Raw genomic sequence first — 22,496 nt, 5'->3', positions numbered from 1 at the left:
CATGCCCTTCATTCTTCAGAGACCTGCGGATTCGCGCTGAACGCTGTCGGCACCTCGTTGTTGATCCGGACCGGCGACCCGTTGTGGAGCTTGCTCTGCCCTGCCGTCACCACGACATCGCCTGGCTTGATTCCATTGAGCACCGCGACTTGGTCGCCGCGCGTCTGGCCGGTCTTCACGAATATCTGCTGCGCAACCTCATGCTGTTGTCCGTCCGCGCCTTTTTTCGATTTTTCGATCACGTAGACGATGTCGCCATAGGAATTATAGTGGATCGCGGTCTTCGGCAGCGTCACATAGCTTTTCGGAGCGCCGACCTCGATGTCGACGGTTGCGAACATTCCCGGCAGGAGCTTCTCGTCCGAATTCTTGAACGTCGCGCGGACCTGGACGTTCCGGCTCGCCGTGTTGACCAGCGGGTTGATCGCCAGAACCTTGCCGGTGAATTCCAGGTCAGGATAGGTATCGACCCCGGCCGTGACGGCTTGCCCGACCTTGATCTTGGCCAGCGACTGCTGCGGCAGGTAAAAATCGATGAATATCGGGTCGAGTTGCTGCAGCGTCACGATCGGCGCGCCCGGCGCAATATACTGGCCAAGATCGACCTGCCGGATGCCGAGCCGGCCGGAAAAGGGAGCCCTGATCGATTTGTAGCTTACCAGCGCCCGCTGCTGCGCGACCTGCGCCCGGGCGTTCTTAAGCGTCGACAAATCGGTATCGACGGTCTCCTGGCTAACGGCGTCGGTCTTGAGCAACTGGCTGGCTCGGTCATAATTGAGTTGCGCCAGCGCGGCTGTCGCCTCGAGCGCCTGCAGTTGGGCAATATCGTCGGCGTCCTCCAGTTCGACCAGCATGGCTCCCTGTTCGACTTTCTCGCCGGATTGGAAATGGATCGCTTTCACGATGCCGGAAACCTGCGGGCTAAGGTCAGCCCCCTTCTCTGCCCGGGTGCTGCCTACGGCCTCCAGCCGATCCTGCCAATCTTGCGTGCCGGCCGTGATCGTGGAAACCGTCTGCTGTGGGTTCCTCAGGCTCACGATCGCGTTCTGGATCATCCTGGCCCTGAAAGCCTCAAACCCGAAGATCGCCGCGAAAACCAGGCCGACAGCGACCAGCATGATGGCCATACGTTGAGGCATGCGGGAGTTCCAACTTGCACTGAGTACACTTGCATAACGCCTGCACCCGCCTTGCGCGCCACCGGATCTGGCTCCTCAAGGAGCGGATCGCAGAACTGTGATCGCAAATTGCAGGCCTTTTCCAGACGGCAACGCCGCCCCGGCCGTCGAACTCCGGTTGGGATTTTCGATCGTCCTCGTGATCTCGCGCTCTTCATCATCGCCGTTCGGTCCCATCGATCGCGTCCGATCACTCGGTATCGAAAAGCTGCTGCGCCTCGACCGGGCGGATCTACCGGGATGCGGCTTTCACAAGCCCGCACGTACCTTTCTCGTCGGCGAGCGGGCGGAACGCCTGGTCGGCCGGAATGGTGGCGAGCACCTTGAAATAGTCATAGGGGCCCTTCGATTCCGTCGGCTTCTTGACCTCGACCAGGTACAGGGCATGGATCGCCCGGCCGTCCTGGCGAACTACGGTGTCACCGAATAGTGGATCCTCGTAGCGGGTTGCCTTCATGGCTTCGACAACCTTCGTGCCGTCCGTGGGAGAGCCAACCCTGGCAACCGCCTCGAGATAATGAAGCACCGAGGAATACACTCCCGCCTGAACCATTGTCGGATACTTGCCGCCGTCGCGGGCAGCGAAGCGTTTCGCGAATGCCCGGGTCTTGTCGTTGAGGTCCCAATAGAATGCGGTGGTCAGCGTCAAGCCCTGCGCGGTCTGCAACCCGAGAGCGTGAACATCGGACAGGAATACGAGAAGTCCCGCGAGCCGCTGTCCACCCTGGACGATCCTGAACTCGGCGGCCTGCTTGACCGCGTTAATCGTGTCGCCACCGGCATTGGCGAGCCCGATCACTTGCGCTTTCGAGCCCTGGGCCTGCAGCAGAAAGGAGGAAAAGTCGGACGTGTTCAAGGGGTGGCGTACAGCGCCGAGCACCTTGCCGCCGGCCGCCTTGACAACGGCCGCGGTATCTCGCTCGAGCGCATGGCCGAACGCATAGTCCGCCGTAAGGAAGAACCAGGTCTTGCCACCCTGCCGCACGATGGCTTCTCCGGTGCCGTGCGCGAGACCCCAGGTATCGTAGGTCCAGTGCACGGTGTTCGGCGAGCACTGCTTGTCGGTAAGATCGGAATCCGCCGCTCCCGAGATGAGAAACACCCGGTTCTTTTCTCGCGTTACATTGCTTACGGCGAGCGCTACGCCGGAATTGGGTACGTCCGCGACCGCGTTGACCTGATCGACATCAAACCAGCGGCGGGCAATTGCCGATCCGATGTCAGGCTTGTTCTGATGATCGGCGGAGACGATCTCGACCTTCATGCCATGACTGGCGGGATTAAAGTCCTCGACCGCCATGTTGGCCGCAGCTACCGATCCCGGCCCGCCAACGTCCGCGTAAAGGCCGGACATGTCGCTGAGAACGCCTATTTTGACGGTTAACGGTGTTTCGCCTGTTTGTTGCGCTTGAGCGGGAACATCGCAGAGCGCAATGGTCAGAAGTATTGCCCACAGGATTGATACTCGCATGTTGAGTGGGTCCTTCGGCCCGACTGTTCACGATTGCGGGGCCGGCCCTCGCGGCCGCGTCGACACCAGGCAGGTTAGCCGAACGTGGCTCCAGTTCTTTGATCCTCGACATAAATCTGGATCAATCACATTGGCCGCGGGAGTAGAACGGCGGCACCCCGTCCGATCGCGAAACGTTCGAGACGTTACGGGGTTGTCTTTCCGCGTCGATGCAGTCCATCGATCCTGGCGGAACGCTCTGCATCTCGCAGGGTTCGGACGGCGTCGCCCAAATAAGAGTTTTCGAAATCCGACAACAGTGACAGGGCTTCAAAATCGAGGATCGTGACAAACCGCCCATCCATCGCAATGAGCTTATCCTCGCGCAGAGCACGCAATGTGCGATTGACGTGAACCGTGGTCAAGCCCAGTGCATCGGCAATAAGTTCCTGCGTCAAGGGAATGGAAAACGTCATTTCATCGGTCAATTTGACTCGGTTCAATCTTACAAACAATTCCAGGAGCAGGTGGCTCACTCGTTCATATGCCGATCGGCGGGCGGTATCGATGAGATGCTCGCCCAGGATGGCGCCTTCGTAGGCAGCCGACGAGAATAGAGCCTTTGCCAGAACGATATCTCGCTCGAAAACGTTGTCGACCATGTCAAATGGAATGGTCGAGAGCGAGGTCTCCGTGATCGTGACGACTGAGTAAAGGGCGCGTTTGAAAAGGCAGGCCTGCAGCCCAAAGACCTGGCCCGGCAAGATGAAGTCCAAGATCTGACGAGAGCCGTTGTGCAGGATCTTGTAGCGAGCAAGCCAGCCGTCGTGATTCAGATAGACGCAATCGTAGTGATTACCGCTGATTACAACGTCCTTGTTCTTGCGGACCTTCGCGGTTCTGACGCCGCGCCCGTGCTCGCTCGACAGGCTGTCACTGGTCAATTCGTCTAGATGGGGGAGCACGAGAGCCGCACGCGCACAGGGTGTGTTGGCCTCACTGGACGCAGGCCTGCGGGCAAAAGCCGCCTTTTTCGGCGCAGGCATGAACGCTCTCCGGCCAAGAGGTGGCGCGCTACTGCGTGCGAATTGATCCATGTTAACGAAACTCGTTAATGCACGCCAACATTTATGACTCATACCATGGATCGAAGTTCCCAACGAATTCCAGCATCGCGTCTTGCCACGGACGGCGCGGCACGGAGCGGGCGGAAATCGCCGAGAGCGGCCCTGATGGATAGACAAAAGTACCTCATCGTTGGCGGAGGTCGCGCGGCCGAATCGGCTGTTCGGGCCATTCGCGAAACCGGCGAGACGGGTCTGATCTTGGTCGTGTCGGAGGAACCCGAGCCGCCGTACGACCGACCGCCCCTTTCAAGGGGCCTCTGGAGGGGCCAGGCTGTGGACACCATCTGGCGGCCGCTCGATGAAACTGTCGAGCTTCGCCTCGGCACGCAAATTGTCGCACTCGATCCGATCCGCAAGATGGTGACGAGTGCCGCCGGGGACGTCTTTGCGTATGACAAGCTTCTGCTGGCGACCGGCGGATCGCCGCGCCGGCTGAACGGCAGTGATCCCTCCGTCATTTACTTTCGGCGACTTTCCGACTTCAGGCATGTCCGCGATCTGGCAAACCGGAGCGCCGAGTTTGCTGTCATCGGCGGCGGCTTCATCGGTTCGGAGATGGCAGCCTCCCTTACAATGAGCGGTTGCAAGGTCTCATTGGTCTTTGCAGGTCCCAGCATCGGAAATCGACTTTTTCCACGCCCGCTCGCCAACTTCCTGAACGTCTATTTCCGCAAGCATGGCGTCGATGTTCGATTTTGCGAGCGCGTTAGCAGTGTCGAGAGGCAGGGCGACAGGTTCGTCGTTCATACCGGAAGCGACGGCGCCGGCCTTGTGGTCGACGCGGTCGTCGCCGGTATCGGGACCGATCCGAATGTCGCTCTCGCGAAGAGCGCCGGACTTGATGTAGCAGGAGGGGTCGTTGTCGACGAGCTGCTGCGCACCAGCGCTCCCGATATCTTTGCCGCCGGCGACGTCGCCAATTTTCCATGCTCTGCGTTGGAGCAACGGATCCGCTGCGAGCACGAGGACAATGCGGCCGTCATGGGACGCACGGCCGGCCACAACATGACTGGCAGTTCCGAGCCCTACCGGCATCTTCCGTTTTTCTGTTCCGACCTGTTCGACCTCGGCTATGAAGCGGTCGGCGAGATCGACAGCCGTCTGGAGATCGTCGAGGACTGGGATGAGAAGTTCCGCGAGGGCCTGATCTACTATTTGAAGGACGGCTATGTGAGAGGTGTTCTGCTATGGAATAAGTTCGGCCTTGTGGATGCCGCACGAGAGTTGATCATGTCGCGACGGCAGATAAGGACGCGGGATCTCGTTGGGCAACTTCAACGGGTCGGGTAGCCATCACTCCAGGCGACCATCATGAGCGTCGTCACCGTCGATCACATCCCGGCACAAAACGTCGCCGCGCGCGGCCGCCGAAGTCTCGGCCGGATCCGGTCACGATCTATTCGGATGGAACGGCTCCGGCGGTGCGCATCTCTATCGCAAATTTCTTGTCGAAGTGACAAGCCTCGTCGAGGCAACCGAAGCACCGGCTTCCGGCCCGGCGCTGCAAGCAATAATTGGTTACAATTATTGAACCAAATTGAAGGACCCGCGTTGTCCGCCAAGGGGCGTCTCACCTCACCTTCCCTTTCCGAAGGCGAAACAACGAGGAGTAGAACGATGCGCCCTGCATTCTGGCGAGCCGCAACGGTGTCGGCTGTCGCCCTCATGGTCACAGCGGGATCCGCGCTGGCGGCTAACCAATACGACCCCGGTGCCACCAATACCGAAATCAAGATCGGGAATATCATGCCTTATAGCGGTCCCGCGTCCGCCTATGGCGTGATTGGCCGCGTCGAGGCGGCCTATTTCCGCAAGGTCAACGACGAAGGCGGCGTCAATGGCCGCAAGATCGACTTCATCTCCTACGATGACGGATATAGTCCACCCAAGACATTCGCGCGGGCCCGCAAGCTTGTCGAAGACGATCAGGTGCTGCTGATCTTCAACTCCCTGGGCACGCCGACAAACACGGCCATTCGTCCTTACATGAACGAGAAGAAGGTACCGCAATTGTTCGTGGCAACCGGCGCAACCAAATGGAATGATTCGAAAAGCTTTCCATGGACGATGGGATGGCAACCCAACTATCACGCCGAAGCCGGCATTTACGCCAGATATATCCTGAAGAACAAGCCGAACGCGAAGATTGGCGTCCTCTACCAGAACGACGATTACGGCAAGGACTACCTCATGGGCCTGATCGATGGTCTCGGCGACAAGGCGAAGGGTATGATCGTCTCGGAACAGGCCTACGACGTATCGGAGCCGACAATCGACTCGGAAATCGTCAACCTGAAGGCGTCAGGGGCTGACGTATTTGTCGACTTTTCGACCCCGAAGTTCGCCGCGCAGTCAATCCGGAAGGCGAGCGAAATCGGTTGGCATCCGATGTTCTTCCTGAACAATGTCAGCGCCTCCGTCGGAAGCGTCCTGAAGCCAGCCGGCTTTGACGCTGCGCAAGGAATCATCTCGGCCGCTTACCTGAAGGATGCAACCGATCCCGAATGGAAGAGCGACAAGGACATGAAGCAGTGGAACGCTTTCATGAACAAATATGCGCCCGATGTAGACAAATCCGACGCAGCAACCGTCTATGGATATGCCGTGGCTCGGACAATGGTTCAGGTGCTCAAGCAATGCGGCAACGATCTGACGCGTGCAAACGTCATGAAACAGGCCGCAAATCTGAAGAATTTTGACCCCGGCATGCTGCTTCCCGGGATCACCATCAACACCAGCGTGAACAACTTCGCCCCGATCAGGCAGCTTCAGTTGATCCGATTCAAGGACGAAACCTGGCAGCGGTTCGGGCCCATCATCGGTGGCGAAACCAGCGGTGCCTGAGGCATCTCGGACAGTCCGGCGAGGCGATCCTCGCAGTGGCTGGCACGAGCGTCGGCAAAGCAGCTGACCTTCGCAACGCCCTTGCGGAATTCAGGGTCCGACGGCAGGCACGATGTCTTGATGCGGGTCAAGACGTCGCGTTGCCGTGCAGATCTGCTAGACACGGTGTCAGGCCTGCCGCCGCGCGTTCTCCAGGCGCGCCGGCAGGGCTCGATTGGATTTCGCGTCCGATTTTTCCGGAGCGAGCCGGACCTGTATCAGGGGCCCACGAGATGCACTCGAATACAAAGATCAACATCTGGTACATGGTCGCGGCCTTCGTGGCGTTCTCGCTTCTGCAGGGCTTTTACCAGGCGAACAAGCAATACACGGTCATTCCCTACAGCCAGTTTCAAACCTTGCTCGACGCGAACAAGATCGACAAGGTCTGGGTCGCGCAGGACAAAATCAGGGGAGTGCTCAAGCAGCCGGAAAAGAACGGGATCAAGCAATTCGCCACGACACGCGTCGACCCGGCATTGGCGGGCGAACTCGACAAGCACAAGGTAACCTATTTCGGCGAGGCGCCGAGCACCTGGCTGCCGGACATTCTTTCCTGGATACTTCCGACGCTATTGTTCTTCGGCGTCTGGATGTTCGTGGTGCGGCGCTTCGCAAAGCAGGATGGCGGCCTGATGGCGATCGGAAAGAGCCGCGCCAAGATCTACGTCGAGAAGGACACCAAGGTAACCTTCGCCGACGTCGCGGGCGTCGATGAGGCCAAGGAGGAATTGAAGGAGATTGTCGACTTCCTGCGCGATCCCAACGCCTATGGAAGGCTGGGAGCACGAGTGCCGAAGGGCGTGCTGCTGGTAGGGCCGCCAGGGACGGGCAAGACATTGCTGGCGCGCGCGGTCGCGGGAGAGGCGGGCGTCAAGTTCTTTTCGATTTCCGGTTCCGAATTCATCGAAATGTTCGTCGGTGTCGGCGCGGCCAGGGTACGCGATCTCTTCGAGCAAGCCCGCAAGGAAGCGCCGGCGATCATCTTCATCGACGAACTCGACGCGCTTGGCGGGGTACGCGGCGCTTACCCGTTCGGCGGTCACGCCGAGAAGGAGCAGACGTTGAATCAACTCCTGGTGGAACTGGACGGCTTCGATCCGACGACAGGCGTCATTCTGATTGCTGCAACGAACAGGCCGGAGATTCTCGATCCCGCCCTGCTGCGCGCCGGACGCTTTGACCGCCAGGTCCTGGTCGACCGTCCGGACAAGAAGGGCCGCATCGCGATATTGAAAGTGCACCTCAAGAAGGCCGTGCTTGCAGCCAATGTCGATCCTGAAACGATTGCCGAACTGACCCCTGGCTTTACCGGGGCCGACCTCGCCAATCTTGTCAACGAAGCCGCTTTGCTTGCTACGCGGCGAGGCGGCGAAAGCGTCGAACTTCGCGACTTCACCGCCGCGGTAGAGCGCATCGTCGCCGGCCTGGAGAAAAAGAACCGTCTCCTGATCCCGAAGGAGCGGCGGATAGTGGCCTACCACGAACTCGGTCATGCCATCGTCGCGATGAGCCTGCCCGGCGAGGATCCGGTCCACAAGATATCGATCATTCCTCGCGGAATTGCGGCGCTCGGTTACACGATCCAGCGCCCCACCGAGGACCGCTTCCTGATGACGCGGGAGGAACTCGATAACCGCATGGCCGTCCTGCTGGGCGGCCGCGCCGCTGAACTGGTGTTCTTCCATCATCTTTCGACAGGCGCTGCCAATGATCTCGTCAAAGCCACGGACACGGCGCGGAGCATGGTATTGCGCTACGGAATGGATGAGAAACTGGGCCACGTCGCCTATGAACGCGAGCGTCCTTCGATGTTCGCAATCCAGGATCCCCGCGGCGCCCACGGGCGCGAATTCAGCGACGAGACGGAGCGGCTGATCGACCACGCCGTTCGTGGCCTGGTGGGACACGCGCTGGAGCGCGCCGTTGCCATCATCACCACGCATCGCACGGTTCACGAAAGAACGGCGCAATTGTTGCTGCAGAAGGAGACGCTCGAGGAAGAGGATATCGAAGCGCTCCGCTCGCAGGTTGTCTCAGGTCATTCGAGTCGAACGCAGAAAAGTGATGACCGGACGCAGGATGGTGAGATCGGCCACCAGCGCCAATATCATGGCAAGGGTCGCCAACCCTCCAAACAGCCGCAATGACGGCAGGCTCGAAAAGACCGTCACTACCATCCCGCAAGCAAGCACGATCGACGTCAGGATAAGTGCCGGCCCCATCAGGACGGTCGCACGCCGAACTGCGATGTCGATCGTTTCGCCAAACCGCTCCTCAAGCCTCAGCCGGTTCAGGAAGTGAATGGTCGCACTCATCCCGAGCCCGAACGAAACGGTTAGCGCCACCACGCTCGCGAACTGCAATCCATCGCCGAGCATCCAAAGCAGTGCTCCCGTCGCCACGATCGGAAATATCGCCGGCAGGAGGCTGGCGGCCATCACGCGCCACGAGCGAAATGCGAGGCCGACGAACGCGGCAACGAAGACCACCTCGACCGTCAGACCATGATTGAGCTGCTCAATCATGGTCGCGCTATTGCGGGCGGCGATGGCGGACAGGCTGGTAACGGATATCGTGAAGCCCGGGTTCTGCGCGCGTATCGGTCCAAGCGCCTTGTCGAGCGAGCGAACGATCGGACGTATCCTGCTGGCGTCAAGATCCGGAACCCGGCCCGCAACGATGACGGCGTGTTGATCGGCGGAGATGAAGCGCCTGACCAGATATTGCGGCAGCATGTCAACGTATTGCTTCAGGGTTGCGACGTCGCTTTTTCCAGTCTTCTCGGCGAGCCAGCGCCGCAGGGTCTCAAGTGACCACACATTCCCGACTCCCGATTCGCTCTCCATCAGGTGATGCACCTCCGCGATCAACTGCAAGGATTGAGGCGCATAGAGGGAGGCGTCCGAAGGAAGCTGAATCATGACATTGATGGGATTTGCGCCGGTCAGTTCTGCATCCAGACGGTCGCTTGCGGCAACGGCCTGCCCCTGATCCGGCACCTGATCCGCCAGCCGGTAGCGCGGTTGCAATTGGGCATAAACGGCGCCAAGGCCGCCGACCACCAGCAGCCCGACCAGGCTGTAGATCGCGGGGCGACTCACCATGCGGGCGGCGACCCAGCCACAGAAAGTCCGCAGGAATTCCACTCCGCGATCGGATTTTCTGGCGCGCGCAGCAAGCTCTCCTTCGTGCCTGACAAGAAGAAGCCCGAATAGCGGCACAAGAGTCAGCACCGTCACAAGGGCGATCGCCGTACAGATGAGGCCCGCCGCGCCAAAGCTGCGGATCAGATCGGATTGCGAAAATTGCAACGCGATGAAGGACAGCGCCGCCGTACCATGCGTAAGCACGCATGCGGGTCCGACTATCAGGATCGCATCGCGAAAGGCCGTTCGACGGTCGGCACCGGCGATCAGCCTGTCTCGCGCTGCGAAGGTGAGCTGCATGCTATCGGAGAAGCTGATCACCATGATCAGCGGCGTCATGACATTCAGAAACAGGTTGAGCTCGAAGCCCAGCCACCCAAGCGTTCCCAGGCCCAACAAGATCGCAAGCAGCGGGGGCGCGGCGGCGACGATCATAAACGACACGCGTCGGAAGAAAGCCATCGCGATCAGGCAACCTGCTGCGAAGCCGAATGCATTGTAGATGATCCGATCGCGCTCCAGCGCATTCCGGATCTCGAGTTGCATGACCGGGACACCGGTCAAGCTTGCCGTCAGGTTCGTGCCGGTGAGGTCATTATGAGCCGTTTGCCGTATCTGGTCGACGACGCCGGAGAGCTTCGTGCTCTGCACGGCATCGGGGTCCAGCGCAAGGACGATCAGGGTCAGGGTACCGTCGCTGGAGAGCAGTTTGTTACGAACAATCTCGTTCGATCTAAATCGCTGGACCAGTTGCTCATAGTCCGTCCCCTGCGGCAGTTCGTTGGGGATCAAAGGTCCAGACAGCTTTCCGGCCGCCGGCGGCTGGCGGGCGGAAAACAAGGAGATTATGCCACGGGTGCCATCGATCAGTTGCAAGTCGATGACGAGATTTCGCAGCTTCGCGATCGACGCGCGCTGCAGCAGCGTCTTGCCCTGAACGACGACGAGTACGTCGAATTCGCTGGAAGGGAATCTCCGCGTCTCCTGCTGATACAGCCTGAACTCGGGCGTATCCGCATGGAAGAGCTGGCTGAGGGAATCGTCAATCTTGATCCGGGTGATGCCAAATCCACAGAACACCGCCAGTACCAGCGCCAGCAATCCGACCGCCCGTGGAAAGCGCAGCGATGCGAGTCCGACCCGCTCGATGCCGAGGGCCAGATCGCTCCCGTGACGCTTCCACCACTTCCAGAGAAACCGATGCCGCCTAACTCGCCATTTCTGTGGGAACACGGAGTACCTCTGTAAACGATGTGCGGCCATCGCCGCACCGAACATCCCTGCCCTCAATTTCGTGGTCTTGAGATATGCCGCCTTCCAGCAATCGCCAGAAGCTCGCTCAACGCTCACAGTATTGTTTCGGACGGCCGAGGATGAAGACGGAAGGCGGCTTCTGCTGGAACCTTTTCACGCCAGATTCGTTCCGATGACGGGGGCGATGTTGCTAGTCATCGGATCGCCCGTGATCCTCAGTCGAAGAGACGTTCTTCGGGTAACTGTTCTTTCCGCTTTCACGCCCCTTCTGGAGGCAGGACAGCAGCCCGCGCAGGTGAAGGCTTCCCAAGCTCTTCCCTGGAAACACGGCGTATGCCTGCTGGGCGGCGTGCCCGACTATTGGGCAAACGAGGTCCCCGTCAACGTCGCTGCCAACAATTTTCCGGAGTTACAGTTCGACTACTTCAATTACTGGGGCTCGCATGCAGCAAGCCAGCGTGGCTCGCGCAATCTGATCGGCATCAGGGATCCCGCGGTCGACGCGCTTATCGAACGTATCGTCTTCGCGGATACGAGGGATGAACTCGTCGCAGCGACCCCGGCGCTCGATCGGGTGTTGCTGTGGAATCATTTTGTCGTGCCGCAATGGATGCTTTCCAACGATCGTACCGCGCGCTGGGACCGGTTTGATCATCCCGAGCATATGCCGAAGTACGGCCAGGCGGCCTTCCCCGCACTCTGGTGGTGGAAGGAGGAGCATCCCAGCGTCCAGCGACAGGCCCGCACCGAAAGGTAAGAGGATCACATGAAGAGATCACATCTACGCGCTTTGGCAATTGCGTCCGCGGCATCAGCCGCAATCGCTTGCCTCGGGTTTGCTTCCGCGATTGCGACCGGCATCTCGAAAACCGACGTGGAACTCCTCGCCGGCGTGATGCAGGTCGTTCAGCGGGATTATGTGCATCCAATCGATTCAAGCAAGCTCACCGACGGTGCCCTGAAGGGAATGCTTTCCCGCCTCGATCCGCATTCCTCCTACATGACCGAGCCGGAATTCCGCGAGTCCGTGGAAGACATGAACGGAAAATTCGGCGGCGTCGGTCTGAAGATCGCGGATCACAATGGGGTACCAACCGTGATCTCGCCAATCGATGGCACGCCGGCCGCCCATGCAGGCGTGCAACCAGGCGACGCCATCGTCGCAGTCGATGGCCAAAGCACCCGTGGCGCGGATCTGATGAAGGTCGTCAGGCAGATTCGCGGCAATCCGCGAACGACGGTCAAATTGACGGTTGTGCGCGGTGACAAGCCGCCGTTCGAGATGCCTTTCACCCGACAAGTCATCGCAGTCCCTAGTGTCAAGTCAAAGTTGGAGCCTGATCGCATCGGCTACATCCGGATCGGCGAGTTCGGCCAGGACACGCCAAGCGAACTCCGGCAGGCGATCTCGAGGCTGAAGCGGGACGCCGGCGGCAAGCTGGCAGGCCTCGTCCTGGACCTGAGAAATGACCCGGGCGGCCTTCTCTCGTCCGCGGTCGACGTGTCCGGCGATTTCCTGAACGGCGGAACCATCGTCTCCATCCACGGGCGTAACCGCAGCGACGATCGATCGTTCAAGGCCTCCGCAACGGGTGCGTTATTGCCGGATATCCCAATGGTGGTTCTCGTTAACGGCGCGTCGGCTTCGGCGTCCGAAATCGTCGCGGGTGCATTGCAGGACCGCCGCCGCGCGACTGTGATGGGGACCCAGAGTTTCGGCAAGGGATCGGTTCAGTCCATCATCACGATCAAGGGTCATGGCGCCCTGCGGCTGACGACCGCCCTCTACTACACGCCGTCGGGGCGGTCCATTCAGGACGATGGGATCACGCCCGACATCGTCGTCCATGTGCCCAAGGATGAACAGGTCGCAAATTCCCTGGTCTGGCGCGAAGGCCGGCTCCAAGGTGCTTTCGCCAATCCCGGGCCGCTCACCAAATCCAAGGATGGGTCAAATGGCAAGCATGCGTCGGCCGAAACAGCGTCGCCGCCCATTAAGCCGCAACTCATCGGAACCAATCGAGATGCCCAACTCACTGCTGCGCTGAACCTCCTCGAGCGGCCGAGCACACCCAATTCCGGGGTCATTAGCGCGAGCGCATCGTGATCATCATGCGTTGGCAGGCCTGTGGTCATACAGCATGCACCGTCTATGTTCTTGCAGGAGTCACGCCCATGACCACTGAATATCCCGTCACCAAATCCGGAACAGGAAGAAGTTCGAGGAATTGTCCGCGCTGATACGAATTTATTCGCGCGCCCTGGCCGGTTGGGCTTGCCTGATCATAGCGGCGCTGATCGCCTTCCAGCTGACTGAGTCAACGCGGTATCATCAACTCGCGGCAGGAATTTTGATGTCGTCGTCGACGCTGTTCATTCTAATGGCGTTGTCCGAATGTCTTTGGCGGATGTTCGTCGAGCTAGACCCTTGAGACGACAGGGTGAGCCGGTGCAGCCCGGTCACGCCTTTCGCGCTTCCAAAGGAGCGGCTCATTTGCGGCCGCAACCACGCGGAGGCCAGGCGCGCGGTCTCAACGCGCAGCATCAAAATGCGCGGGTACTACTACCAAGCGCACCGAGTCGGTTCGTATCAAATCAAGTATCCTTCAAATATTTAACCTTTTGCGCAAGTTGCAACGCGTGCCGCACATCTTAAATGCTCGAGTGTGGGTATCAAACAACGCCTTGCAACGGCACGGCCAATGCCCTCAATGAGGTTTCCGCGGGATGAAGCCCGGCCCCTCGCCGTTCCCCTACCGATGCGAGCCGGGCCTTCATTGTGCCTGAGGCCAGCCCTTTCGGCAACGCGTGCCCCTCATGACGCGTGCCCCTCATGAGCCCACGTCGTTTCTAAGATCGGGCAATCAAATGGACCGCCGCCTTCGCTGCGTCGCTCCCACGATCGTCTCGACCGATCCCGGCAAATCTGCAGTACAGCAACGCATCAAGGCAGACGCGGCCTTGCACCGTCTCGGCACAAACACCAATTGAATAAGGTAAAGAGGCACAATTGCTCCAGGAGTGAGAGCATGGCCAGCAGCAGAAGAGTGGTCCAAGATCTCCCCGTGATCGCGCGCTTCGAGGTCCGCCGGCGCGCTTACCTCGCGCCAGACGGCTCGATAGCCCGACCGCTCCCCGCCTTCGCCTCCGATGCCGACCTGCTCATCGCACTCTACCGGGCCATGGTGCTGCTGCGCCTCTTTGACAAAAAGGCCGTTGCATTGCAGCGCACCGGGCGGCTTGGGACATATGCCGTTTCACTCGGCCAGGAGGCGGTGTCCGTTGGAATAGCCAGTGCGATGCGGGCGGAAGACGTCCTGTTGCCTTCCTATCGCGACAATGGCGCGCTGCTTTGGCGCGGCGTCAAGCTTGAAGAGATCCTGCTGTTTTGGGGCGGGGACGAACGAGGCAATTGCTTCTCCGGACCGCCTCACGATTTTCCGTTCTGTGTTCCGGTGGGATCCCAGGCGCCTCATGCCGCCGGTGTCGCCTACGCCTTGAAGCTGCGCAAGGAACCGCGTGTCGCCGTGTGCCTGTTCGGCGATGGCGCCACCTCGAAAGGCGATGTCTACGAAGCGATGAATTTTGCCGGCGTGCGCAAACTGCCCGTCGTGTTCGTCGCCGCCAACAATCAATGGGCCATATCGGTGCCATTGCGACTGCAGACCGCTTCCGAGACGCTGGCGCAGAAGGCGATCGCTGCGGGATTCACCGGCGAGCAGGTCGATGGCAGCGACGTGGTGGCGATGCGCGCCGCTGCGGAAGAGGCCATCGCCGCTGCCCGTGACGGCAAAGGCCCTCGTTTCATCGAGGCGGTCACTTACCGACTCGGCGACCATACGACCTCCGATGACGCTTCACGCTATCGTTCGGCTGACGACGTCCAGGCTCATTGGAAGGAAGAGCCGATCGCCCGATTGCGGGCCTATCTTGTCGGTCGGAAAATGTGGAACAAAACCGACGAAGAGCGGCTTGCCACTGAGTGCCATGATCGCCTCGAGGCGGCGGTCGAGCGCTATCTGGCAACGGCACCGCGCCGGCCGGAAACCATGTTCGACCACCTCTATGGCGATCTGCCCGAGGTCTATGCCGCACAGCGCCGTGAACTCGCGGGAGAGCACGATGGCTGAGGTAACGCTGGTGGAAGCCATCAATCTGGCACTCGGACGGGCGATGGAGGACGATCCCGATGTGGTCGTTCTTGGCGAAGACGTTGGCATCAGCGGAGGCGTCTTCCGCGCGACCGTGGGCCTGCAGAAGCGCTTTGGAGCCGAGCGCGTCCTCGATACGCCGCTTGCCGAGCTCCTGATCAGCGGGCTCTGCGTCGGCATGGCGGCGCAGGGGCTGAAGCCCGTCGGCGAGATCCAGTTCATGGGGTTTATTTATCCCTGCCTGGATCAACTGGTGAACCACGCATCCCGAATACGTAACCGTACCCAAGGACGGCTCACCTGTCCGATGGTTCTGCGTACCCCGCATGGGGCCGGCATTCGCGCGCCCGAACATCATTCCGAAAGCACCGAGGCAATGCTCGCCCATATTCCGGGCCTGCGCGTTGTCATCCCTTCTTCGCCCGAGCGCGCCTATGGACTTCTCCTCGCCGCTATTCGCGATCCCGATCCGGTGGTGTTTCTGGAGCCGACGCGCCTATACCGCGCGGCAAAAGGCGAGGTGCAGGATAATGGCGAAGCCTTGCCGCTAGATCGTGCCTTTGTCCTGCGCCAAGGCCGCGACATCACGCTGATCGGTTGGGGCGCTGTGCTGAAAGAGACCATGGCCGCGGCCGATGTGCTCTCCGCCGAAGGTATCGCTGCCGAGGTCATCGATCTTGCCACGCTCAAACCTTATGATGAAGGAACCGTGCTCGAGTCGATCGCAAAGACCGGACGTTGCGTCATTGTGCACGAGGCGGCGCACACCGGCGGATTCGGAGCGGAGATCGCAGCCCTTATCGCCGAACGTGGCCTGTCCTCGCTGCTCGCACCTGTGACCCGCGTCACCGGCTACGACACCGTCATCCCGATGGCACGCCTCGAGCAATACTACATGCCTTCGGTTGAACGCATCGTCAGCGGGGCACTCAGGGTATGCCAGTTCAGCTAAATCTCGACGGACTTCGTCCCATGCGCCAGTTCATGCTGCCGGATCTCGGAGAAGGCCTTGAAGAGGCGGAGATCGTCAGCTGGTATGTCAACGAAGGCGATCACGTCGTCACCGATCAGCCGCTGCTCTCCGTCGAAACCGACAAGGCGGTCGTTGAAATTCCATCGCCGTCGAGCGGACGCATCGCGCACGTGTTTGGCGTCAAGGGCGATATCGTGAAGGTCGGCATGCCGCTCGTCGAATTTGCCGAAGGCGTCGAACAGGACACCGGCACAATCGTCGGTGAGCTCGGCAGCAGCGAACATCCGCCAACTACAGCAATCTCCTCCGAGCGGCCGACCGGGCCGCAGCCTCAGGTGTTTCCGGCCGTGCGCGCGCTCGCACGCAAGCTCGATGTCGATCTTGAGAGCGTCGAGGCCACTGGACCCGGCGGCACCATCACACGAGCCGACGTCGAACGGGCTGCGAAGGGTATGTCCCCGGCCGGTCGCGTCGAGCCGCTGCGAGGCATGCGGCGCGCCATGGCCCAACGCATGACGGCAGCCCATGCGCTAATCGTCCCCGCCACGGTAACCGACGAAGCCGACATCGACGACTGGCCAACCGGCGAGGACGTGACGATCCGCCTGGTGCGGGCCATCGCTGCCGCCTGCAAGGCACAACCCGCTCTCAATACCTGGTTCAGTTCCGGTACGGGCGAACGGCGCCTCATCGCGCGCGTCGATCTCGGCATCGCCGTCGATACCGAGGGCGGCCTCATCGTTCCGGTGTTGCGTAATGTCGGAGAGCGCAGCGTATCTGACTTGCGGGCCGGCCTCGACCGCCTGCGGGCCGACGCAATCGCGCGCTCGATACCCCCTGAAGAGCTGCGCGGCGCGACCATTACGCTGTCGAATTTCGGGATGATCGGAGGCCGGTTTGCCAATCTGGTCATCGTGCCCCCGCAGGTGGCAATCATAGGAGCGGGGCGGATCTCCCCGCAGGCGGTCGCGCATCGGGGCCAACCAGCGGTGAGGCGTGTGCTGCCGTTGTCGCTCACCTTCGATCATCGCGTCGTGACTGGTGGCGAAGCCGCCCGCTTCCTCGTCGCGCTCAAGTCGGAGCTCGAGCTGACGTCGTGAACTACCTTATTTGCAGGTCCTCTCAGCGCACGCCGTCCGCCGGCTTCGGGGCCGTGATGGAGCACACGTGGCGTAAAGCACATACTGCAGAACGGCGGGTCAGATTCCCAAATAGGCGCGACGGACCTCAGGATCATCGATGAGTTTCCTGGAGAGGCCGCAATGAACGATACGACCGGTTTCCATCACGTAACCCCGGTCGGCCGTCGACAACGCCAGATTGACGTCCTGTTCGACCAGCAACACCGTCACGCCTTCATCGCGTATCGCCGCCAGAACATCCATTAACTGTTCCACGATGACGGGGGCCAGTCCCAAACTCATCTCATCGATCATCAGCAAGACCGGCGCCGCCATCAGGCCCCGTGCCATTGCGCACATTGCTGTTCGCCGCCCGACATGCTTCCCGCGAGTTGACCTCGACGCTCGCGCAGACGCGGGAACAGCGCGTACATTTTATCCAGATCGCGTGCGATCGCGTTCTTATCGTTTCGCCTGAAGGCGCCCATCAGCAAGTTGTCCTGTACACTCATGCGATCGAAAAGCTGACGGCCTTCCGGAACCTGAACCAACCCTGCGACAAATGCCTGATCGGACGTCATCGGCACCAGATCTTGGTGGTTCATGACAATGCCGCCCGTGCAGGAAAGCAGGCGCGACAGTGTGCGCAGCAAGGTGGTCTTACCGGCCCCGTTGCTGCCGACCAGCGCCACGATCTCGGCCGGGTAGACCTTCAGGGTGACATCGCGCAAAACCGGCATTCCGCCATAGCCCGCGCTGACCCCACGTACGTCAAGCAGAGGTTCTGCCTTGACTGCCGACTCTTCGTTCATGCGCGCCTCTTGCCAAGATACGCCTCGATGACGGCCTGGTTGGCGAGCACGGCGCCGGGCTCGCCATCGGCAATCTTCTCGCCATGATGCAACACCAGCAGCCGGTCCGACAGACTCTTGATGGCCTTGATGACGTGTTCAATGACGAGAACGCTGATACCCGCGTCACGGACCTTGCGGATCACTTCTATCACCTCCTCGATCTCGACGAGATTCAGCCCGGCCATCACCTCGTCGCACAGGAGAACCTTCGGCTGCATTGCCAGGGCCTTTGCCAGCTCGAGCCGTTTGCGGCCGGGACCTCCCAATTCATCGGCGCGTTGATCGACATTCCTGCCGAGCCCGACGAAATCGAGCTGAGCGCGCGCCTGCTCGCGCGCTTTCGCCAGTTGGGCCTGTCCCCCGCCACGTCCAAAGAGGGCGCCTACTGCGACATTGTCCAGCACCGACAAGCCGGGAAACGGTCGCATGATCTGAAAGGTACGTCCTATGCCCAGCCGTGCACGACGGTACGCGGGCAAGCGGCCAAGAGGCCGTCCTTCAAAAAGGATATCGCCCGAGCTCGGAAAAAGCGTCCCGCTGATCAGGCTGACGAGCGTGGTTTTCCCGGCACCGTTCGGGCCGATCACGCCGAGAATCTCTCCTCGCTGCAGGATGAAACTTACATCATCGACCGCAATCAGGCCTGCAAAGCGTCGGGTCACGTGCTTGATCTCGAGTATCGTGGTCACAGCCGGTGCGTCCGAACGTTTTCGGCAAAATACCGCCACCCCATTTTGCGGAAGCGCCGCAACATGTCTGCCAAACCGCGCGGCATCAGCACAACTGCGGCCACGACGACAACACCAAAGAAAAGGCCCGCGAGACGGGTAACCTCGCTTGAGAGGACTTCGGAGATCGCCGAGAGCGACAATGCCCCGACGACGGGCCCGAGAATCGTGCCGGGTCCCCCGAATACCGCCATGATGATCATCTTGACGTTCAGACTGATGTCGAATGCACTCTCTGGATCAATAAACGTAACCCAGTAGGCGTGAATTCCACCGGCCAGAGCGCTGAATATGCCCGAGAGGGCAAACGCCAACGTCTTGTACAATGTTGTATTGACACCCATCACTGCCGCGCCTTCTTCGTTTTCACGGATAGCGATCAATCCAAAGCCGAAGCGGCTGCGCGTCAGCCAGAAAATGGTCAATGTAGCCAGGACCAGAAGGCCGAGCGACAGCTCGTAAAATAGAGGATCATTGTTGAGCGGCGGCAAGACGAGGCCGATATTCCGGCCCGCCAGCTTCACGTTGGAAACGATCGCCGTCATGACCTGGGCCAGCGCCAGTGTAGCGATCGGGAAGTAATGGCCCCTCAGCCGCAGGACCGGTACCCCGAGGAGAAGGGCGAAGACGACGGCAAGAGCTGCGCCGAACACCAGCCCAACACCGAACGGCAGTTGCCACTGCACCATCGCAATGCCCACACCGTAGCTGCCGAGCCCATAAAACACCGAATTGCCGAAGGAGGCGTAACCGGTGTAACCCCCAATGATATTCCAGCCCTGTGCCAGAACCGCGAGCAGGAGGGCATTGATGCCGAACTGGATCAGAACGTCCGATCCGAACCAGGGCACCGCCGCAAGAACCGCGAGCGCGGCCAGAACGAAGGCGATACGCAGCGCTTTCACGCTGCTTTCCCAAGCAGGCCGTTGGGCCGCACGATCAGTACCAACACCAGCACACCAAAGCTTGCCACGTCGGCGTAGGTCGATCCGACATAAAGCGCAGTCAACGATTCGAGGATCCCCAGAAACAGGCCTCCGACGATCACCCCCAGAGGATTATCCAGTCCGCCAATAATCGAGATGGCAAACGATTTTGCCGTCAGCGCCGCACCGATGTAGGGATTGATCTGCGACACCGTTCCGTAGAGGCCTCCTGCTGTTCCGGCCAGCGCAATTCCGATCCCGAAAGTCGTCGCGTAGAGATGCCGGGGCTCAACGCCGTAGAGACGGGCCGCCACCAGGTTCTGCGCGGTGGCCCGGATGGCACGCCCCAACCTCGTGTGCAAAAGGAACAGCCACATGCCGACCGTCAGCATGATCGCAACGCCGAAAGCCAGAAGTCGCGCCAGCGGCAATACGACCGGCCCGAGGACGATACTGTTGCCTGCATAGGCGGGGTTGATGGTGCGAAAGTCAGCCGAAAAGGCCAGTTGGGCCAGATAGGTCAGCACGACCTCCAACCCGAACGTTATCAGCAACGTGTTGAACATGGGCGCGCGGACGATCAAATTCAGGAGCCCACGCTGTACACCATACCCGATGGCAAACATCACCGCCGCGGTGATTGGCAGCCCCAGAAACGGGTCGATATGCGCGTACGTGTAGAGATACCACGACACGTATGCGCCGAGCATGATGAATGCGCCGTGTGACAGGTTGACGATATTCAACACACCCCAGACAAGCGCAAGACCGAGAGCCATCACGGCGTACAAGCCGCCCAAAAGGATGCCGTTGAGGAGGATTTGCTCAAGCAGATCCACGTCGTCCTCTTTCAGCCGACCGTTCGTTCGATCCGCTTAGCGCGCGTCCCAGGCTGGCATCGGATATTTCGGCTCTTTGATCATGCCATCGACGCCGTAAATTGCGACCAACGCGTCCCCTTGAACCTGAACAACTATCTGCGGCAGGTCAATCTGACCGTTTTCGTTGAACGCAACGCGGCCATAAAGGCTGTCGAACTTCACTTTCGACAACGCGTCTCGCACCTTCTGCGGATCGGTCGAGCCTGCATTTTCCACGGCTTGCACCAATGCTTCCACGTCGGCTACGCCGGAAGCAGCATGGTAATCAGGATCATAGCCAAACTTTTCCTTGTAGGCCGAGGCGAACTTTGCAGCGTCGCCAAACCAGCGGTCCTTCAGTTCGGCGGAAGGCAGCCAAGCGGTCATGCCGAAAGCATAGTCCGCATCTTTGCCCAGGGCCTTGCGGAAATCTTCGCTCGGAACACCCACCGTGAAGGAATACATCTTCGGCGCGACCGCAAGGCTCTTGGCCTGTCTCACGAAGTTCAGGATTTCGGTTTCATGGCCCGCCACCAGCACCGCATCGATGTTCTTGCTCTTGATCTGCGCGAGGAGCGAGTTGAAGTCGGTGGCGTTGGTGCTGTACCGCTCGTCCATGGCCAACGAGAGGCCCGCCTTTTGCAATTTCGATCGCGTTCCCTCGGCCACCGAGACGTCGAAGGCATCGTCGGCATAAAGCAGAGCGACTGATTTCGGGGCCGGGTTGACCCCCTTCATCATGTCCACCGTCGACCCAAAATAGTTGCTGGCCGGCGCCAGCGTTCCAAAAATATACTTGAACTTGCGAGCGAATATCTGGTCGGACGCGCCACCGCCCTGAACCATCGGAATCCTGTACTTTTCGGACACGGCCGAATCCGCCAGTGCAAAATTACTTGCGAATGGTCCCAGCAGGAAATCCACCTTGTCCTGAGAAACCAACTGAGTGTACTGGCGTACACTCAAATTGACGTCCGACTGATTGTCGTACAGCTTGAGGTCGAGCTTGTGTGATTCATTGCCGACCTTGACTCCGCCCGCAGCGTTGATCCTGTCGATCGCAAACTGATAGGCGTCGCGGTAGTAGCGGCCGGTATTGGCAACCGGGCCAGTGAGCTGCACGGACGCTCCCAGGACGATGTCTTTAGCCATTGCCGAACCTGACGGCATCGTAAGTGCAGCGGCCACCAACAAAAGGGCTGAGACGGTGGATGTTTTCAACATGGTGCTATCCTTCCTGCGTGCTATCCTTCCTGCGCCCATGTTTTTCGGATTGGAGTAACGTTATTTTCCATGTGCTCCGATGTCAGTGCTCCGATTTCACCGCAACGAGCATGCTGCAAGGCGGATGATGCAAAACCGATTCGCCGACCGATCCGTTCAGTCAGCGTGCAAGCGTGCCTTGATCTCGACGGCCGACGATGATCCTCATTTCCCTTTTGGTCAGAACGATCTGTTCGGCAGGATTGCCGTACCTGATGTCGTTCGTTGCCGTGCATGCAGGCGCTTCACGCCGGCATCCAGCACCGACTGCATGACATACCGCCGATGGTCGGGAATGAAAGCCATCCCTTCGACGACAAGCATGTTCTCGGACAAACTTGTTCTCGGAGAGGTCAAGCCATAAACTCCAAGCCAAACGGATAGTTCCGGGTATCGGACGCTTTTGATCTGGCTCATCATCTCGAACAGACGTGTCCTCAACCCGATCTATTTCGTCCCCGTTATCCTGTCCAACTATGCCTTCAGGCACCTTGTCATACGCTCACTCCAGCCGACGCATCCGCGTGCCTGTCATGCATCCCCTCTTTCTCGTCGCGGAGTGAAATCACTCGGCACGAA

At 60.0% G+C, this 22,496-nt stretch carries 18 protein-coding genes and 1 pseudogene; 9 read left to right on the top strand and 10 right to left on the bottom strand.

Annotated features, from left to right (window positions below):
• Positions 1-8: 8 nt before the first annotated feature.
• The 3 genes from V7E26_RS00580 to V7E26_RS00570 all read right to left on the bottom strand — a co-directional run bounded on the left by V7E26_RS00580 (position 9) and on the right by V7E26_RS00570 (position 3,674).
• Complete coding sequence (locus tag V7E26_RS00580; protein ID WP_324412346.1) at positions 9-1,139, bottom strand: efflux RND transporter periplasmic adaptor subunit; 1,131 nt, start codon at positions 1,137-1,139, stop codon at positions 9-11.
• Between the two features lie 271 nt (positions 1,140-1,410).
• The gene (locus V7E26_RS00575; RefSeq protein WP_324412344.1) at positions 1,411-2,649 is read right to left on the bottom strand and encodes an ABC transporter substrate-binding protein; all 1,239 of its coding nucleotides are present in this window, start codon (positions 2,647-2,649) and stop codon (positions 1,411-1,413) included.
• A 185-nt stretch (positions 2,650-2,834) separates the two neighbouring features.
• The gene (locus V7E26_RS00570) at positions 2,835-3,674 is read right to left on the bottom strand and encodes a Crp/Fnr family transcriptional regulator (protein ID WP_324412342.1); all 840 of its coding nucleotides are present in this window, start codon (positions 3,672-3,674) and stop codon (positions 2,835-2,837) included.
• Between the two features lie 84 nt (positions 3,675-3,758).
• On the opposite strand from V7E26_RS00570, the gene V7E26_RS00565 reads away from it, so the two are divergent.
• From V7E26_RS00565 to ftsH, 3 genes are all read left to right on the top strand, one after another.
• The gene (locus V7E26_RS00565; RefSeq protein WP_324412340.1) at positions 3,759-5,045 is read left to right on the top strand and encodes an NAD(P)/FAD-dependent oxidoreductase; all 1,287 of its coding nucleotides are present in this window, start codon (positions 3,759-3,761) and stop codon (positions 5,043-5,045) included.
• 327 nt (positions 5,046-5,372) lie between these two features.
• Positions 5,373-6,599, top strand: coding sequence for an ABC transporter substrate-binding protein (locus V7E26_RS00560; RefSeq protein ID WP_324412462.1), 1,227 nt, complete (start codon positions 5,373-5,375; stop codon positions 6,597-6,599).
• Between the two features lie 272 nt (positions 6,600-6,871).
• Positions 6,872-8,788: an ATP-dependent zinc metalloprotease FtsH gene (gene ftsH / locus V7E26_RS00555; RefSeq protein ID WP_324412338.1), complete on the top strand. Its 1,917-nt coding sequence runs from the start codon at positions 6,872-6,874 to the stop codon at positions 8,786-8,788.
• Here the strand turns inward: ftsH and V7E26_RS00550 are convergent.
• On the bottom strand, positions 8,675-10,948 hold the full coding sequence (locus V7E26_RS00550; RefSeq protein ID WP_324412460.1) for an efflux RND transporter permease subunit: 2,274 nt from the start codon (positions 10,946-10,948) through the stop codon (positions 8,675-8,677). The genes ftsH and V7E26_RS00550 overlap by 114 nt on opposite strands.
• Before the next feature lie 139 nt (positions 10,949-11,087).
• Between V7E26_RS00550 and V7E26_RS29955 the strand changes: the two genes are divergently transcribed.
• The 6 genes from V7E26_RS29955 to V7E26_RS00520 all read left to right on the top strand — a co-directional run bounded on the left by V7E26_RS29955 (position 11,088) and on the right by V7E26_RS00520 (position 17,265).
• On the top strand, positions 11,088-11,798 hold the full coding sequence (locus V7E26_RS29955; protein WP_442893333.1) for a hypothetical protein: 711 nt from the start codon (positions 11,088-11,090) through the stop codon (positions 11,796-11,798).
• A 9-nt stretch (positions 11,799-11,807) separates the two neighbouring features.
• Positions 11,808-13,148 (top strand): S41 family peptidase, encoded by a 1,341-nt coding sequence (locus V7E26_RS00540; protein WP_324412336.1) that lies wholly within the window; start codon positions 11,808-11,810, stop codon positions 13,146-13,148.
• A gap of 121 nt (positions 13,149-13,269) precedes the next feature.
• Positions 13,270-13,473: a hypothetical protein gene (locus tag V7E26_RS00535; protein ID WP_324412334.1), complete on the top strand. Its 204-nt coding sequence runs from the start codon at positions 13,270-13,272 to the stop codon at positions 13,471-13,473.
• Between the two features lie 597 nt (positions 13,474-14,070).
• A complete protein-coding gene (pdhA, locus tag V7E26_RS00530; protein WP_324412332.1) occupies positions 14,071-15,171 on the top strand; it encodes a pyruvate dehydrogenase (acetyl-transferring) E1 component subunit alpha in 1,101 nt (366 codons plus the stop codon).
• Positions 15,164-16,144, top strand: a complete 981-nt coding sequence (locus V7E26_RS00525; RefSeq protein ID WP_324412330.1) for an alpha-ketoacid dehydrogenase subunit beta — start codon at positions 15,164-15,166, stop codon at positions 16,142-16,144. The genes pdhA and V7E26_RS00525 overlap by 8 nt, the downstream gene beginning before the upstream one ends.
• Positions 16,145-16,164: 20 nt before the next feature.
• Positions 16,165-17,265 (top strand): dihydrolipoamide acetyltransferase family protein, encoded by a 1,101-nt coding sequence (locus V7E26_RS00520; protein WP_324412328.1) that lies wholly within the window; start codon positions 16,165-16,167, stop codon positions 17,263-17,265.
• A 99-nt stretch (positions 17,266-17,364) separates the two neighbouring features.
• Here the strand turns inward: V7E26_RS00520 and V7E26_RS00515 are convergent.
• The 6 genes and pseudogenes from V7E26_RS00515 to V7E26_RS00490 form a co-directional block, all read right to left on the bottom strand.
• Positions 17,365-18,098 (bottom strand): annotated as a pseudogene (locus tag V7E26_RS00515) (ABC transporter ATP-binding protein).
• Positions 18,095-18,829: an ABC transporter ATP-binding protein gene (locus V7E26_RS00510; protein ID WP_324412326.1), complete on the bottom strand. Its 735-nt coding sequence runs from the start codon at positions 18,827-18,829 to the stop codon at positions 18,095-18,097. Before V7E26_RS00510 ends, V7E26_RS00515 begins: the two are co-directional and overlap by 4 nt.
• A complete protein-coding gene (locus V7E26_RS00505; RefSeq protein WP_324412459.1) occupies positions 18,826-19,758 on the bottom strand; it encodes a branched-chain amino acid ABC transporter permease in 933 nt (310 codons plus the stop codon). Before V7E26_RS00505 ends, V7E26_RS00510 begins: the two co-directional genes overlap by 4 nt.
• Positions 19,759-19,769: 11 nt before the next feature.
• Positions 19,770-20,633 (bottom strand): branched-chain amino acid ABC transporter permease, encoded by an 864-nt coding sequence (locus tag V7E26_RS00500; protein ID WP_324412324.1) that lies wholly within the window; start codon positions 20,631-20,633, stop codon positions 19,770-19,772.
• A gap of 36 nt (positions 20,634-20,669) precedes the next feature.
• Positions 20,670-21,878, bottom strand: coding sequence for an amino acid ABC transporter substrate-binding protein (locus V7E26_RS00495; RefSeq protein ID WP_324412322.1), 1,209 nt, complete (start codon positions 21,876-21,878; stop codon positions 20,670-20,672).
• 219 nt (positions 21,879-22,097) lie between these two features.
• Entirely contained in the window at positions 22,098-22,334 is a 237-nt protein-coding gene (locus V7E26_RS00490; protein WP_324412320.1) for a hypothetical protein, read from the bottom strand.
• Positions 22,335-22,496 lie beyond the last annotated feature (162 nt).

It is taken from the genome of Bradyrhizobium sp. (assembly GCF_036735945.1).
In the GTDB taxonomy this organism is placed as follows: domain Bacteria; phylum Pseudomonadota; class Alphaproteobacteria; order Rhizobiales; family Xanthobacteraceae; genus Bradyrhizobium.
This window is presented reverse-complemented; position numbering and strand designations above follow the sequence as displayed.